Here is a 14,270-nt window from a genome sequence, read left to right as displayed (position 1 = left end):
GTGCCAGGTTGCGCGGTTAAGAACATGCTTTCACACGACCCGTGTGCCCGTGCGGCTGCCCGTGCGGCGCAACCCCGCGCATGTGCCTTCTGCGCCTTAGGCAGCAGGTCAGGCTTAACAACTCTGCGCTGCGCCATGCGTAAAAGGTCAGATTCCGGACCCAGCCCCAAGCGGAGAATATTCTTGTCAGCCAAGTCATGTGTAAGCGCTATTGTCACTGTCGCTGACGACCACCATTCTGCCTGCTGCACCCTCCTGCGCGACATCGCTGTTCTGGCGCGTCAGGACGCGGGATGCCTGAGATTCGTCGTTTACGAGGATCGTGAAAACAGGGGGCGATTTGCCATCAACGAAGAGTGGGAGGATGAAGTCAGCCTCCAGCACCACCTCGAAACCGACCACGTTCTCAAGGTCTTCGATGAAATTGGGAAACTCGGTGGCAAAATAGAGAATATGTGGTGCGCAATCGTGGAGTAGTCGGCAAAGGCCGGTACCTATCCCGCCGTCGCACCGCGGGTACGTGAGGAAGCTGAGATCATGATGATTCCCTGAACGGGAGCCATGAGGCCGTCTTCACGTCAGGCAGGAGACAATGCAGGCATCAGGCGGGCAGTCGTCTCCCGCACGTTGATGCGATGCCATACGCCATCAGACGGTTCCCTCAGATCGCGGGAGCAGCGGGCAGTTCGTTTACGGTCACCACACGCCAGACACCATTGATCCGCTCGATAATGGATACCGAAAGGTTCTGTATGGAAAAGCGCAGCCCCGTATCGGGGTGGACATTGAGCGCGTGGGACAGGGCAGCACGGATCGCCCCGCCATGACTCACCACAACCGTATCCTGACCAGCATGACGATCAGCAATTTCGTCGAGCGAATGGCCAACACGGGCGCAGACATCAAGCATGCTTTCGCCGCCCGGCGGCTGCTCGGAGGCTGAGAGTGACCAGAAATTATGGGCGGTCTGACGCAGCTTCAACGGGAGTTCCTGATGGGGCAGATTATGCCACTCCCCCATAGATTGCTCGGTAAAGCGCGGCTCGATGGTCATGGTGCGGGGGCCATACCCGGCCTCGAAAATAGCGCGTGCCGTGTCCTGCGCCCGTTTGAGGGGTGAGACGACCCAGTTGGCCTCTGCAGGAAGACGACGCCCAAGCGCCGTATAATAGGGCACCTGCAATGCCAGATGCTCGGTGCAGAGCTCGACATCCATCGAGCCATAGACACGCATCCGGGCCGAGGCCTCAACAATGGCATGACGGATCAGCCAAAAGCGGGTGACGCCCGATGGCAGCTGCATGGAATCGAGAAAATTACCATGGGCCTTGGGGGCGGTAGCAGGGGCCTTGTCAGTCTGGGTCATGAGGCACGGGGCTTTCTCGGCTGGTGGGCATAAGGGGCATAGCGCGGCTGCGGGTCGACCGGCGCGAGGCGGGTCCAGTGATCGAGGATGACCGTGATCTTTGCCAGAGCTCGACGCACATCGGCAAATTCACGCTCCAGCCGAACAGCATTGGGCAGACCGGCATGGGACGGCTCGCCCGAAACCAGACGCGCCCCGGCGCAAAGGCGCAGCGCCCCGGCATTCTCGCCACCAAGGGCCGGATGGGGCACAGGCACGGGCTGACCCAGATGACACAGGAGAGGCGCAAGGTCCTCACCCGGCACCCAGGGAGAAAGATCCGCGTTCAGCCAGCGATGCAGAGCGCGCGACCTTTCGAGATCGAGCGGTTTCTCCGGATGGTCAGGGTCGTGCACCAGAAAGGAGAATACGGTCGGGATCGTATCCCACAGGACCTCGCCTTGCACGTCGCGCCGGTCCAGAGACGGCATGGTGAGCAGGGTCAGCGCAGGATGGGCCGCGATTACCTCATGGGCATGGCGCTCGAAGCGACGCAGCGTATCGACAATCTGCTCAGCCGGTACAGCGGCAAAAGCCTCGCTCTCGGCCAGGGCAGCCTGCCAGCGCAGGGCGAGGCCAAGATTGCCATCGCAGCCAAGCGGCGTGGGCGACGCCGTATGGGGCCAGTCACATTGATGAAAATAGGCGGCAAGGCCCTGCGGCAGGCTGAAATGCGGGAGGGCTGCCGTAAAGGAATCCGGCAATAGAATCGCGCCGCAGAAAGGTGGCCCGGTGAGGAATTTGGAGCCCGTGGTCATGACAAGCATACCGGCGCGCACGAGAGAGGTGATCCGATGCGGTGCCAGCCGGGCCTGACAGGCATCGACAACGAGCGTGATCCGCTCGGGGTAGCTGGCCGCGAGGCGACACAGCATGTCGGTACAAGGCCCGACCAGCCCGGTCTTCGACATATCGAGCTGATGCAGGATGACATGATGCCCGGCTTCAAGCTCCTCCCTCACCCCGGCCTCAACCTCCTTGTTGAGATCGGCGCAGGTTCGCGGTGTGCCATCAGCCAGACGTATGGCAATGCCGCGTATGGTCGTCCCGGCAGGAAAGCCTTCAAGATGACGGGCCTTGTCGGCCGAACTGCCCAAGGCGGTTCCGGCAGCAAAATGCCGTCCCTGCGCCGCCAGCGGAACACCACTACCCGTTTCATCGGGGGCGATCAGGATATTGACGATGGCACGCCCCTGCGCACGCATCAGCCCCATGGCCAGCACGGCCAGTTCGCAATCCGTGCCCGATGCGGCAAGGATGACATTGTCGCGTGATCCCAGCCCGTAAAGCGCGGCGATCTTCTGACGCACCTGCAGGCACGCCGCCTCGCGGGATGCCGCACCATCCCTACCGATCAGCGCATCCAGCACAAAAGTGCGCCTTGCCCGCTCGGCCCCCAGATATCCCCGCTCGGACAGGGATGACGCGGTGGAGGAGGAGAATGTCACCGCCCAGGGTCGGGGCCGATGGGAACATCCGTACCGGTTCAACCCGGTTTCAGGGTTGATGACGAGACGTTCGTCGCCGCCATCGGCCATCAGATATTCCGCCGGGGCCAGACACGACCAGAGGGGAGCAAGGCGGGCAACAAGACCATGACTGTCGCAGCCATCGCGCAGGATTTCAGGCGCGACATCAGGCAGAAACTGCGTCAGGGCGGGCCAGAGCGCTGCAAGGCGCTCGGGCGGCGGCGGCTGGCTGGCAGCAAAGTCGCTCAGCCATGTCATTTCGGGCGGCAGATGGGGCGTGACACAATCGAGACGGTGAAAAAGGGCGGCCACGCGCGCAGCGACCACGATGGCGACAGCCTGATCGTCAACAGGCAGTCCCCGGCACAGAAAATCCAGTTCAAGCGCATAGCGCAGCAAGACCGGCGCGATATCCGGATGCCCGAAGGCAATGGCACCGAGGGTGATTGACCGATCCGAAACAATGAAGGGCCGTGTCAGGCGGGGCGACAGATTGAAGACGACCTGATCGGACAGGGTTTGCAGGTCAGGCCGGTCCAGTGCCGCCAACAGGCTGTCTGTAATGTCTTCTGCCAACACGCCGCTTTTCCCCCTTTGAGGCGGTGGTTTATAGCCCAACCCCGGATGAACCCCAAATCACCGAATGTCACAGATTGCCCAGCCTATCGGGCTCATGACATCCATCCTGCAATCGTCATTGCGGCGAAAGATGCCCTCACATCCGGTCTTTCCGCCCTCCCGGTCGGGCCTGAAACTCATACCCCCTCAGGCATCATGCCCTGAGGGATAAGGGGTAGTTGTTCCCGGCATAAAGCGATCAGTCTTTCCCTGAACCAGCGATGCGCCGGATCGGCGGAAAGTCTCGGGTGCCAGAGTGCAGAGATGGTAATGGCTGGCGTCTCAAATGGCAGGTCGAAAACACGCAAGCTCTGATCAGCCCGGATGGATGATCCTGGGACAAGCGCCACCAGATTGGTGGCAGAGGCCAGACGCAGGGCATCATCGAAGGCGGGCACCACCACTTTCACCGTGCGGGTCAGGCCCTGCTGTGCCAATGCCCGATCAACGGGCCCCGCTGTGCCTCCGTGGCGCGAGGCGACAACATGATGGCATTGTGCATAGCGCCCCGCCGTCACAGGGCCATCGAAAATAGAGTGGGTACGCGCTGCCACCCCATAAAACCGGTCATGGAACAAGGTCATCATGCGCATCTCGGGTCCGAAATCACCGGGACCGATGACGCCAACCTCCAGATCCACCGTCCCTTCCCGCATGGATGTCGCTTCCTTGCTGCGCCTTGGCAGAAAGACGAGACTTACCCCCGGTGCCTCTGAGAGGAACACCTGCACCAGCCGCGTTGCGCAGGCCTCGATGAAGCCTTCATTTGTCCGCAGCGTGAACTGCCGCTTCAGCATCCGAGGGGCAAAACTCGTCTGCACAGGCGAAAGAAGGGCCTGTGCCTGCATCGCCACCTCCCGCACGGACTCACCCAGTGCAAGTGCGTGCGGCGTTGGCACAAGCCCCCGGCCACCGCGCACCAGAAGAGGGTCGCCTGTGCTCTCGCGCAGCCGCATGAGCGTGCGACTCATTGCTGAAGGACTGAGGCCCAGGCACCCTGCCGCCTTCACGACGCTGCGCTCTGACAGGAGGGCATCAAGCGCAATCAGAAGATTGAGATCTATTTTCATCACCTGGTGGTCTTTCCGGATGTCGGGTCCGCGGCGGTCCAACATATCTAACCTTGCTGAAGAGGCGTTTGGTGCACTGTTAAGTTGCATGCGATGCGTCTGGCGCAATTGCTAGGGTCACCCCATTTCTGGCCGGTCTCGAAACCGTGCAAGGAATCTCCGGCATGAGCGACCTCAACTCTCCCGTCCGCCCCCCTCATCTGCTTCTGATCGGCGCCTCGCGCGGTCTAGGTCTGGCCCTTGCAGAAGAATTCCTGATGCGAGGCTGGGAAGTTACCGCGACGATACGTGGAAATCCGGGCGTTAACCTTCGTCAGTTGGTCGAACGCTTCGCGCCTTGGCTGCATATCGAAAAGCTCGACATGACCGAGGCGCCCATGATCGAAGCCCTTCGGTCTCGTCTGAGTGACCCGTTGACCTCTGCTCTGTCCGAAAGCCCGGATCATCTGGCAACACCTCTTAAGATACCCCCCTTCGACATGCTATTCGTCAATGCAGGGACGACAAATGCCCAGCCCGATCAGCCCATCGGTCAGGTAAGCAGCTCGGATTTCATGCAACTCATGATGACCAATGCCCTCGCCCCCATGCGCGTGATCGAGACACTGGAGTCTCTCGTGACCCCGCAGGGACTGATCGGAGTGATGTCTTCAGGACAGGGCAGCGTCAGCAATAACAACGCCGGGCAACGTGAGCTCTATCGGGGCAGCAAGGCGGCACTGAACCAGTTCATGCGCTGCTACGACGCGCGGATCGGCCGGTCACGCCCGCTCGCGCTCATTGCTCCGGGCTGGGTGCGTACGTTACTGGGTGGACCGGATGCACGTTTCTCGATTGGGGAGAGCATTCCCGGTGTGGCGGATGTCCTGATTGCCCATCAAGCCGCTAGCGGGCTCATCTATCGCGATTTCAGAGGCTGTAATGTTCCCTGGTGAGGCTTTCCGGCTCGAGGGATCACGCGCCCATGGGGACAGAACAAGGCGATATCAGGATAGAAACATATATGAAGCGATAGCGGAACGTGTATTGGACGCGCCCACATAACATGAATATGTTGTGACTGTAACGTTTCATGTGACGTCACACTCGGTATCCGGAGATCTCCCCCAGCCCCGATACAAGCCAACGGGCAGCCGGACCATGCAGTGGCGTCAGCGAGGTTTCACCATGTGCAGTCCAGTGACAAACAAGACGCCGACCGACAAGAGCGATACCTCGAACCGCGATGAGGTGCCCGGAACATCGCGCACCCGGCGATCGGCGCGGCCGATCATGGCTGTTGCCTCAGGCAGTCTTGCCGCTGCCCTCTCGCTGGCTCCTGCCCACGCCGCAACCATGAGCGCATCACCATTTGGCACGACGCAGGCCGGGCAAAAGGTCGAAGCCTATACCTTGAGCGCCCCTAACGGCGTGGAAGTGACCATCATGACTTATGGTGGAGTTATCTTACGCATCATGGCCCCTGATCGTCAGGGCAAACGCGACAACGTGGTGCTCGGCTATGCGTCTCTCGCCGAGTATGAGGCCAAAAGCCGGGCCAATGGGGTGTTCTTCGGCGCGACAATCGGACGGTATGCCAATCGCATCGCGAAAGGACACTTCTCACTCGATGGCCATGATTACGCAGTGCCGGTCAATAATGGCCCGAACTCACTGCATGGCGGCAAGGACGGGTTCGACCGGCGTATCTGGAAAGCCCATGAGATCGCCCGCTCTGGCAATAAGGTAGGCGTTGCCCTCTCCCTGATCAGCCCGGACGGTGATCAGGGTTATCCCGGTGCGTTGAATGCGACGGTCACCTATACGCTCGACGATCAGGGCGCACTGGGTATCGAATACAAAGCGACCACATCCAGGCCTACCGTGCTCAATCTAACCAATCACTCCTACTTTAACCTCGCCGGGGCGGGATCGCAGGACGGTATTTTCGGCCAGATGCTGCAGATCGAGGCGCATCATTATACCCCGACAGATTCGACCCTCATCCCGACGGGCGAAATTGCTTCCGTCGTCGGAACACCTTTCGATTTCACCACAGCAAAGCCAATCGGGCGCGACATACGCCTCGCCAATGCACAGCTGCTCATGGCGCATGGCTATGACCATAACTGGGTGGTTGATGACTCTTCATCACCAGACGGCCTCAGACACGTCGCCACGCTCTGGGACCCGAAAAGCGGTCGCAGCATGGAGTGCCTGAGCACCGAACCGGGGGTGCAGGTCTATACCTCCAATTTTCTTGACGGCTCGGACTCAGGAAACGGCCATATCTTTCGCCAGAGTGACGCTGTCACCTTTGAAACCCAGCATTTTCCCGATAGTCCCAATCAGCCGAATTTCCCCTCAACACGGCTGAACCCGGGGCAGGTTTTTCAGAGCCGTACGGTCTTCCGCTTCGGGCTGCATGAAAGTGACGGGAAGTGACTACCGTTGAAACGCACGAAGGTCCGCTTGATTTCAGGAAATGAGCAGGAAGCAAATCCTGTGATGCCGCGTTGAGCCCTGGACGTAGCGCCTGGTTTGGCAGGCGCTATGAACCACCGGCCACGCAGACGGCATGAGCTTTTGCCCGATGGCGTCGCCTTCTCAGTTGAGAGGTTGTCATGAACGCTGCCTGGGCTCTCCCCTTAATCCTCATTGCCGGGGCGCTTCAGGCGCTGGGTGCCACCATGAACGGGGCATTGGCGAAATCCCTCGTCAATCCGTGGCTCGCGACCTCGGTTTCGTTTCTGCTCGTGCTGTTTCTGGCCATCGGTCTGTTTGCCTGCATGCCGCGCCCGCTGCCCAGCGCGGGTGATCTGACCGGTATGCCCTGGTGGGCGCCGCTTGGCGGCATCACGGGGGCCGTGGCCGTGTTCGCGGGGCTTCTTCTTATCCAGAAACTGGGTGCCGGGCCGGTCAATGGACTGACCATCACCGCCAATCTCGTGACCAGCCTGCTGATCGATCATTTCGGACTTCTGCGCATGGAAGTGCACAGCCTCAACCCCTATCGCATCACCGGCGCGGCGCTGATGATCGCAGGGGTCGCGCTGATCGCACGGTTTTAAACTCTTAACCGAGCAAAAACGCTGCGGTGTCGCGATCTGTCACCAGTGACGTGACGATACCGCTGCGCAAGGCCGCCAAAATGGCGTGATGCTTATCCGGGCCGCCCGCAACCGCAATCACATGGGGGATCGCGCGCAACACGGAGAATGTAATGAAGAGGGTCCGCTCGGCGAGGGAAGTCTGAATGCCCTCGTCACGGCGAGATTCGATCTCGACCATGTACAGGACGCGCTCGAAGCGACCTTCGACCCAACATCGCTCAAGCCTGTCGTTTATTTGTGAGACGGGCGGGGCTCTGCCCCGCTCCCCGGAAAGGGGCTCGCCCCTTTCATCACATTTCGCTGTAGGGATCATGATATGGCACCCCCTTCCACCGAACGCGCCGTAGCCTTTGTGCGTGACGAAACGGCCAAGCTGCTGGAAACACTGTCAGGGCAGGAACTGAAAAATTTCAGCGCGGCCCTGATGCGCCGAACGGGACGACTTTTCTTCACTGGGCAGGGCCGCTCCGGGCTCATCGCTCAAATGGCAGCGATGCGCTGCATGCATCTCGGCTTGCAGGCTCATGCTGTGGGTGAGGTTAAAGCGCCAGCCATACGTGGCGACGATAGCCTTGTCGTCTTTTCCGGCTCTGGCACGACACCAGTATCGCTGCATTTTGCACGCATCGCCCAACAGCTTGGCGCTTCCATCCTGGTGATCACACGTGAGACCGAAAGCCCGCTGGCGTGCATGGCCGATCACACCCTGATCATCCCGGCTCAGGGCTCAGCACAATTTGCAGGCAGTCTATTCGAACAAGGCGCCCTACTCGCTTTCGACGCCCTCATCGCCGCAATCGTCGCAGAACACTTCATCGCCTTCGACGCCATGCAGGGACGGCATACAAATCTGCAGTAATGCCGCCGAGTATGTTCTTGGAGATAAACTGACCGACTGGAGACAATCAGCTCAGTTGCAACCGTTTCAGTCGAGACGAAACCATCGGGATGGTCAGCATTGTGCTGCCAAGCGCCATGAGGAGCAGTGCCGTGAAGGTACTGTTTGTGATGATATGCCGGTCCAGAAGCACATTGGCAAAAATAATCATGATCAGGGCTTTTGTCTGAAGCAGCCAGCCAAGCGTGGTCGCCTCGCCTTTGGGCCAGCCGAGCACTCTGCCCGCAATCTGCACACCGATCAGCTTGCCACCCACCGAGGCGCATAACAGCAAGGCGGCAGCGGCAAAGACAGCCCCACCACCTATGGTCCATTCGGTGCGCAAACCGGTCGACAGGAAGAAAACCGGCATGATTGTCAAAAGCACAAAATGCCGGAAACGGTCCATGTCTTCCTGCCTGAACCAGGCAGCATCAAACACCGCGCCCGAAAGGAAGGCACCCACCATGAAATGGAGCCCGGCCCAATCAGCCGCAAAACCGCATCCTGCAAGCCAGACGAGGCCAAGATACCAGCGGTCCTGCTCTGCAACGCGGGCCATGAGCGTGCGAAACGCCAGGGTGGCCAGACCGAAAAGGACCAGAAAGCCCAGCTGGCGCCCCATACGCTCCCAGTCGAGCAGAATGACTGCCAGAACGCCCCAGATGGCCACATCGTCCAGACTGGCATAACGCAGGATACGCTGCCCGAACGGCGTCCGCAGGATGGAGAGTTTTTCGAGAAACAGAACAAGGATCGGCAAAGCCGTCACGGCACAGGCAATACCGATACCAAGAACGACCTGCCAGCTCGCCCCTGCTGCCCCCCTCCACCCCGGATAATGAAGCATCAACAGCGCTGCCAGACTGCCCGTTACTAGAGGGACAGCCAGCGCAAGCCCTGCCGTCAGCCCGGTTTCGCCGCGACGACGCCATGCTTCGCGGATATCCAGCTCGATACCCGCAACCCAGACGAACATCATGACCGCCCACCAGGCAATGCCGTTCAGGGCCGTGATCGTGCCGGGCGTAAAAACGGTCTTGTAGTAATCGGGGCAGAACGCCCCCAGCACGCCGGGGCCAAGCAGAATACCGCCGATAATCTGCACCACCACGAGAGGGGCCCAGAAATCGGTACGCAGCAGGCGCCAGACGAGATAGGGCAGCGCATAGATCACCAGCATCGCAATCAGAAAGATTTCGGTGGGTGTTCTTGGCACTGGTTTATCCTCGCACTGGTATTTTCACTGGCAGCCTACCAGATCTTCTAGAAGAAACCCCGTCATCGCCAAGCATAAAAAAAGCGGGGACCGAAGCCCCCGCTTTTCCATTTCCGATCCCGAAAGGGACAGAAGATCAGTTCTTGGCCTTGTCGACCAGCTTGCCCTTGGCAATCCAGGGCATCATGCCACGCAGCTTTTCGCCGGTCTTTTCGATCTGGTGAACATCGTTGCGAGCGCGGATGGCCTTGAAGCCGACGCCGCCGGACTGGTTTTCCAGAATGAAGTTGCGCACGAAGGTGCCGTCCTGGATGTCGGTCAGAACGCGCTTCATCTCGGCTTTGGTTTCAGCCGTCACGATGCGCGGGCCGGTGACATATTCACCGTACTCGGCCGTGTTCGAGATCGAGTAGTTCATGTTGGCAATGCCGCCTTCGTAGATCAGATCCACGATCAGCTTCATTTCATGCAGGCACTCGAAATAGGCCATTTCGGGAGCGTAGCCGCCCTCGACCAGCGTTTCGAAACCGGCGCGGATCAGCTCGACCAGACCACCGCAAAGCACGGCCTGCTCACCGAACAGATCGGTTTCGACCTCCTCCTTGAAGCTGGTCTCGATGATTCCGGCGCGACCGCCACCATTGGCCGAAGCGTAGGACAGGGCGATTTCAAGCGCCTGACCCGTTGCGTTCTGGGCAACAGCCACGAGCGACGGCACGCCGCCACCCTTCTGGTACTCGGAGCGAACCGTGTGGCCGGGGCCCTTCGGTGCCACGAGGAACACGTCCAGATCGGGACGGGCTTCGATGATGCGGAAATGGATCGACAGACCATGCGCAAAAACGAGCGCTGCGCCGTGCTTCAGGTTCTTTTCGAGCGACTCCTTGTAGAGTGCGCCCTGGCCTTCGTCAGGCGTCAGAACCATCACGACATCGGCCCAGGCCGCAGCGTCGGCAGGGGTCATGACCTTGAAGCCAGCGCCTTCGGCCTTGGCAACAGCCGATGATTCGGGACGCAGGCCGATGACCATATCGGTCACGCCGCTGTCCTTCAGGTTGTTGGCATGGGCATGGCCCTGGCTGCCGTAACCGATGATGGCAACCTTCTTGCCTTTGATCAGGCCCAGATCACAGTCACGATCATAATAGACGCGCATCAGAAAGACTCCTCGATGGATTGAAAGACTTCGGTACCACGGCCTATAGCGGCGATTCCGGTCCGGGACACTTCCGCAAGACCAAGCGGTTGCATCAATTCGACGAAAGCATCGATCTTCTCGGCGCTTCCCGTCAGTTCAAAAACAAAAGACCCTGCCGTCGTATCGACAGCATGAGCGCGAAATGCCTGGGCAATACGCATGCCCTCGGTACGCATCTCGCCCTTGCTGACAACCTTGATCAGCGCCAGCTCACGGGCCACATGCGGCCCGCTCTCGGTCAGGTCACGCACACCATGCACCGGGATCAGGCGCGCAAGCTGCGCCTTGATCTGGGCAATCACCATTTCGGTGCCCGAGGTCACAATGGTGATACGCGAGAGGTTGCGCGTGGCATCGATGGCAGAAACGGTCAGGCTTTCGATATTGTAGCCTCGCCCGGAGAACAGACCGACGACGCGGGCCAGGGCGCCGCTCTCGTTTTCGATCAGAACCGCAATGACGGCTCTCTGGATATCCTGTGCCATCAGACCAGCATCATGCCTTCTTGAGTAATCCGGGCCGCATTGGCTTCCTGATCGGGGCCAAGCAGCATCTCGTTATGCGGGGCGCCCGACGGGATCATCGGGAAGCAGTTTTCGTCCTGCGCCACACAGATATCTGCCACCACCGGGCCGTCATGGCGCAGCATCTCGTCAATCACGCCATCCAGCTCGCCCACGCAGGTGGCGCGCAGCCCCTTGCCGTGGAAGGCTTCGGCCAGACGAATGAAGTCGGGCAGCGCCTCGCTGTAGGATTGCGAATAGCGCGAGCCATGCAGCAATTCCTGCCACTGGCGCACCATGCCCATATAGCGGTTGTTCAGGATGAACAGCTTCACCGGCAGGCGATACTGCGCCATGGTGCCGAGCTCCTGAATATTCATGAGCGTCGAGGCCTCACCGGCAATATCGATCACCAGCGCATCGGGATGCGCCACCTGCGCACCCACAGCGGCAGGCAGGCCATAACCCATCGTGCCAAGGCCGCCAGAGGTCAGCCAGCGATTAGGCTTGTCGAACTGGAAATGCTGCGCCGCCCACATCTGATGCTGGCCGACTTCCGTGCTCACGAATGTATCGCGCCCAAGCGCCTGCGTGGCTTCATAAAGGCGGCGAATGGCATATTGCGGGCGGATGATGGCGCTCGGAGCCTGATCCTGAACGAAACCGAAGGAGTCCAGCGCGCGCCAGCCCTCGATCTGCGCCCACCAGGGGCTCAGATCCTGCCCTTCGCCATCCCAGGCCGCCAGCAGCGCCTCGATGGTGCGTCCGACATCGCCAACCAGCGGCACATCCACGCGAATGATCTTGTTGATCTGCGAGGGATCGATATCGGCGTGAACTTTGAACGAATTGGGCGAGAACGCATCGACGCGCCCCGTCACACGGTCATCGAAGCGCGAGCCGAGCGCGATCAGCAGGTCGCAGCCATGTGTAGCCAGATTGGCCTCGTAGCTGCCGTGCATACCCAGCATGCCCAGAAACTGACGGTCTGTCGTCGGGAAGGCGCCCAGACCCATCAATGTGGACGTGACCGGGAAGTTGGTGCGACGGGCAAGCTCGCGCAGACCTTCCGACGCCTTGGGGCCCGCATTGATCACGCCGCCACCCGTATAAAGAAGCGGACGCTTGGCGCGCTTCATGGCAGCGATGGTCTGGCGGATTGCCTCGCCGTCAGCATCGAGATTCGGACGATAGGGGCGATGCAGACGGCCCTCGCCCGGGGCCGGCAGAGGCGCATTGCCGACCGAGATATCCTTGGGCAGGTCAATCAGCACAGGGCCGGGGCGGCCACCGGCCGCCACCTCGAACGCCTCGCGCACGATCGGTGCCAGATCCTGACCACGACGTACCAGATAATTGTGCTTGGTGGCCGGACGCGTGATGCCGGTCGTATCGGCTTCCTGAAACGCGTCATTGCCGATCAGCGCTGTGGGCACCTGGCCGCTCAGGCAGATCAGCGGGATGGAATCCATCAGCGCATCGACCAGACCCGTCACGGCATTGGTGGCACCAGGGCCGCTGGTGACCAGCACAACGCCGACCTTGCCGGTCGAGCGCGCATAGGCTTCAGCCGCATGAACGGCGGCCTGCTCATGGCGCACCAGAACGTGGCGGATATGATCCTGCTTGAACAGTGCATCATAGATGGGCAGCACCGCGCCGCCGGGATAGCCGAAAATGACCTCGACGCCCTGCTCCACAAGCACGCGCAGGAGCACCTCGGCACCATTGAGCGGCGCTGTCGAAGTTTTTCCGGTCTGCTGTGTTGACGCGTTCATGTGAGCGCACCCCTTTCATTGAGCGGGCGGGTTTATGACGGGATTGAGGATTCGTCAATGGTCGATTGTATGAAAGTTGCTATTTTTTCGAATTCTCTTTCCGAAAATTGCGTACTCTCGTCATATCTTTGCAAGGAAATCATGCAATCCTGCTCTGCGCCCAGCGCATGGTGATTGAACCACGTGGCCTGACGTCGCGTGTACTGCCCCGTGGCGATCACTGCACGGGATATCGCTTCCTCCAGCCCCAGGGTTCCGGCAACAACGGCGCTCAGCTCCGGCACACCATGCGCCCGCATGGCGGGTAGAGCGGGCGAAAGCCCCCGTGCCACAAGGCGTTGCACTTCCTCCATCGCCCCCCGTTCCATCATGCGTGAGAACCGTTCCGCAATCGCTGCACGCAGCGCCTCACGGGGTGGATGAAGCCTTACGGAGACAAAGCGAAACGGGGCGGGCGGCAGGCCGGGCTGGTTGCGCCAGTACGAAAGCCCGTGCCCTGTGCCACGCAACACCTCCAGCGCACGGGCCACACGCTGCCCATCGCCTGGCCTCAGCGTCTGGGCTGTAGCAGGATCATCCTGCATCAGCAGGGCATGAGCGGCCTCGCTCCCCTCTTGCTCCACAAGGGCACGCGCCCAGTTGCGTGCGGCATCGCCGGGTTCGGGCACCTCGACCAGACCATCAAGCAAGGCCCGCAGATACATGCCTGTGCCGCCACACAGGATTGGCAGCCGGCCCTGCGCCCGTGCCGCCTGCATTTCCGCCAGTGCGGCCTCGCGCCACCACGCCACACTGCCCGGTCGTGCCGCATCCAGTACGCCGTAGAGACGATGCGGCGCACGCGCTTCGTCCTGTTCATCGGGGCGGGCGGTCAGCACATGCAGATCCTCATAGACCTGCATGGAATCGGCATTGATGACGGTGCCTCCAAAGCGCTCCGCCAGCCCAAGCGCCAGCGCCGACTTGCCGGAACAGGTCGGTCCCGCCACAATAAGGGCCACCGGGGCCAGGGCAATCGACGCGTCAGCCATTCTGTCTTGC

At 60.6% G+C, this 14,270-nt stretch carries 14 protein-coding genes; 5 read left to right on the top strand and 9 right to left on the bottom strand.

Features of this window, described 5'->3' with window-relative positions; all coding sequences use genetic code 11:
• Nucleotides 1-24: 24 nt before the first annotated feature.
• Nucleotides 25-477, top strand: coding sequence for a putative quinol monooxygenase (locus P5689_RS15560; protein ID WP_081866705.1), 453 nt, complete (start codon nucleotides 25-27; stop codon nucleotides 475-477).
• A gap of 184 nt (nucleotides 478-661) precedes the next feature.
• On the opposite strand, the gene P5689_RS10000 is transcribed toward P5689_RS15560, so the two are convergent.
• The 3 genes from P5689_RS10000 to P5689_RS09990 form a co-directional block, all read right to left on the bottom strand.
• Nucleotides 662-1,366, bottom strand: a complete 705-nt coding sequence (locus tag P5689_RS10000; protein WP_285533033.1) for a histidine phosphatase family protein — start codon at nucleotides 1,364-1,366, stop codon at nucleotides 662-664.
• A complete protein-coding gene (locus P5689_RS09995) occupies nucleotides 1,363-3,453 on the bottom strand; it encodes a hypothetical protein (protein ID WP_285533032.1) in 2,091 nt (696 codons plus the stop codon). Before P5689_RS09995 ends, P5689_RS10000 begins: the two co-directional genes overlap by 4 nt.
• A 176-nt stretch (nucleotides 3,454-3,629) precedes the next feature.
• Nucleotides 3,630-4,562: a LysR family transcriptional regulator gene (locus tag P5689_RS09990; RefSeq protein ID WP_285533031.1), complete on the bottom strand. Its 933-nt coding sequence runs from the start codon at nucleotides 4,560-4,562 to the stop codon at nucleotides 3,630-3,632.
• A gap of 164 nt (nucleotides 4,563-4,726) precedes the next feature.
• Between P5689_RS09990 and P5689_RS09985 the strand changes: the two genes are divergently transcribed.
• The 3 genes from P5689_RS09985 (at nucleotide 4,727) to P5689_RS09975 (ending at nucleotide 7,612) form a co-directional block, all read left to right on the top strand.
• The gene (locus P5689_RS09985; protein ID WP_285533030.1) at nucleotides 4,727-5,497 is read left to right on the top strand and encodes an SDR family NAD(P)-dependent oxidoreductase; all 771 of its coding nucleotides are present in this window, start codon (nucleotides 4,727-4,729) and stop codon (nucleotides 5,495-5,497) included.
• A gap of 244 nt (nucleotides 5,498-5,741) precedes the next feature.
• Entirely contained in the window at nucleotides 5,742-6,986 is a 1,245-nt protein-coding gene (locus P5689_RS09980; protein ID WP_285533029.1) for an aldose epimerase family protein, read from the top strand.
• 179 nt (nucleotides 6,987-7,165) lie between these two features.
• Nucleotides 7,166-7,612, top strand: a complete 447-nt coding sequence (locus tag P5689_RS09975) for a DMT family transporter (RefSeq protein WP_023979711.1) — start codon at nucleotides 7,166-7,168, stop codon at nucleotides 7,610-7,612.
• Between the two features lie 4 nt (nucleotides 7,613-7,616).
• Here P5689_RS09975 and P5689_RS09970 read toward each other — a convergent pair whose 3' ends face one another.
• Nucleotides 7,617-7,832 carry a sugar-binding domain-containing protein gene (locus P5689_RS09970; protein ID WP_200863492.1) on the bottom strand — a complete coding sequence of 72 codons (216 nt, stop codon included), beginning with the start codon at nucleotides 7,830-7,832 and terminating at the stop codon, nucleotides 7,617-7,619.
• A gap of 138 nt (nucleotides 7,833-7,970) precedes the next feature.
• Here P5689_RS09970 and P5689_RS09965 point away from each other — a divergent pair, with 138 nt between their 5' ends.
• On the top strand, nucleotides 7,971-8,513 hold the full coding sequence (locus P5689_RS09965; RefSeq protein ID WP_035440624.1) for an SIS domain-containing protein: 543 nt from the start codon (nucleotides 7,971-7,973) through the stop codon (nucleotides 8,511-8,513).
• A gap of 46 nt (nucleotides 8,514-8,559) precedes the next feature.
• On the opposite strand, the gene P5689_RS09960 is transcribed toward P5689_RS09965, so the two are convergent.
• The 5 genes from P5689_RS09960 to miaA all read right to left on the bottom strand — a co-directional run bounded on the left by P5689_RS09960 (nucleotide 8,560) and on the right by miaA (nucleotide 14,260).
• Nucleotides 8,560-9,750, bottom strand: coding sequence for a cation:proton antiporter (locus P5689_RS09960; RefSeq protein ID WP_023979708.1), 1,191 nt, complete (start codon nucleotides 9,748-9,750; stop codon nucleotides 8,560-8,562).
• Between the two features lie 136 nt (nucleotides 9,751-9,886).
• Complete coding sequence (gene ilvC, locus P5689_RS09955) at nucleotides 9,887-10,906, bottom strand: ketol-acid reductoisomerase (protein WP_023979707.1); 1,020 nt, start codon at nucleotides 10,904-10,906, stop codon at nucleotides 9,887-9,889.
• Entirely contained in the window at nucleotides 10,906-11,433 is a 528-nt protein-coding gene (ilvN, locus tag P5689_RS09950; RefSeq protein WP_023979706.1) for an acetolactate synthase small subunit, read from the bottom strand. The genes ilvC and ilvN overlap by 1 nt, the downstream gene beginning before the upstream one ends.
• Entirely contained in the window at nucleotides 11,433-13,229 is a 1,797-nt protein-coding gene (gene ilvB, locus P5689_RS09945; protein WP_285533027.1) for a biosynthetic-type acetolactate synthase large subunit, read from the bottom strand. Before ilvB ends, ilvN begins: the two co-directional genes overlap by 1 nt.
• Before the next feature lie 32 nt (nucleotides 13,230-13,261).
• On the bottom strand, nucleotides 13,262-14,260 hold the full coding sequence (miaA, locus tag P5689_RS09940) for a tRNA (adenosine(37)-N6)-dimethylallyltransferase MiaA (RefSeq protein WP_023979704.1): 999 nt from the start codon (nucleotides 14,258-14,260) through the stop codon (nucleotides 13,262-13,264).
• Nucleotides 14,261-14,270 lie beyond the last annotated feature (10 nt).

It is taken from the genome of Asaia sp. HumB (genome assembly GCF_030263835.1).
Lineage (GTDB): Bacteria > Pseudomonadota > Alphaproteobacteria > Acetobacterales > Acetobacteraceae > Asaia > Asaia bogorensis.
This window is presented reverse-complemented; position numbering and strand designations above follow the sequence as displayed.

What these genes read in the sequence shown, in the direction of transcription:
- P5689_RS15560 (WP_081866705.1), top strand. Translation starts at nt 25, where the DNA reads ATGCTTTCACACGACCCGTGTGCCCGTGCGGCTGCCCGTGCGGCGCAA.
- P5689_RS10000 (WP_285533033.1), bottom strand. Translation starts at nt 1,366, where the DNA reads ATGACCCAGACTGACAAGGCCCCTGCTACCGCCCCCAAGGCCCATGGT.
- P5689_RS09990 (WP_285533031.1), bottom strand. Translation starts at nt 4,562, where the DNA reads ATGAAAATAGATCTCAATCTTCTGATTGCGCTTGATGCCCTCCTGTCA.
- P5689_RS09985 (WP_285533030.1), top strand. Translation starts at nt 4,727, where the DNA reads ATGAGCGACCTCAACTCTCCCGTCCGCCCCCCTCATCTGCTTCTGATC.
- P5689_RS09975 (WP_023979711.1), top strand. Translation starts at nt 7,166, where the DNA reads ATGAACGCTGCCTGGGCTCTCCCCTTAATCCTCATTGCCGGGGCGCTT.
- P5689_RS09970 (WP_200863492.1), bottom strand. Translation starts at nt 7,832, where the DNA reads ATGGTCGAGATCGAATCTCGCCGTGACGAGGGCATTCAGACTTCCCTC.
- P5689_RS09965 (WP_035440624.1), top strand. Translation starts at nt 7,971, where the DNA reads ATGGCACCCCCTTCCACCGAACGCGCCGTAGCCTTTGTGCGTGACGAA.
- ilvC (WP_023979707.1), bottom strand. Translation starts at nt 10,906, where the DNA reads ATGCGCGTCTATTATGATCGTGACTGTGATCTGGGCCTGATCAAAGGC.
- ilvN (WP_023979706.1), bottom strand. Translation starts at nt 11,433, where the DNA reads ATGGCACAGGATATCCAGAGAGCCGTCATTGCGGTTCTGATCGAAAAC.
- ilvB (WP_285533027.1), bottom strand. Translation starts at nt 13,229, where the DNA reads ATGAACGCGTCAACACAGCAGACCGGAAAAACTTCGACAGCGCCGCTC.
- miaA (WP_023979704.1), bottom strand. Translation starts at nt 14,260, where the DNA reads ATGGCTGACGCGTCGATTGCCCTGGCCCCGGTGGCCCTTATTGTGGCG.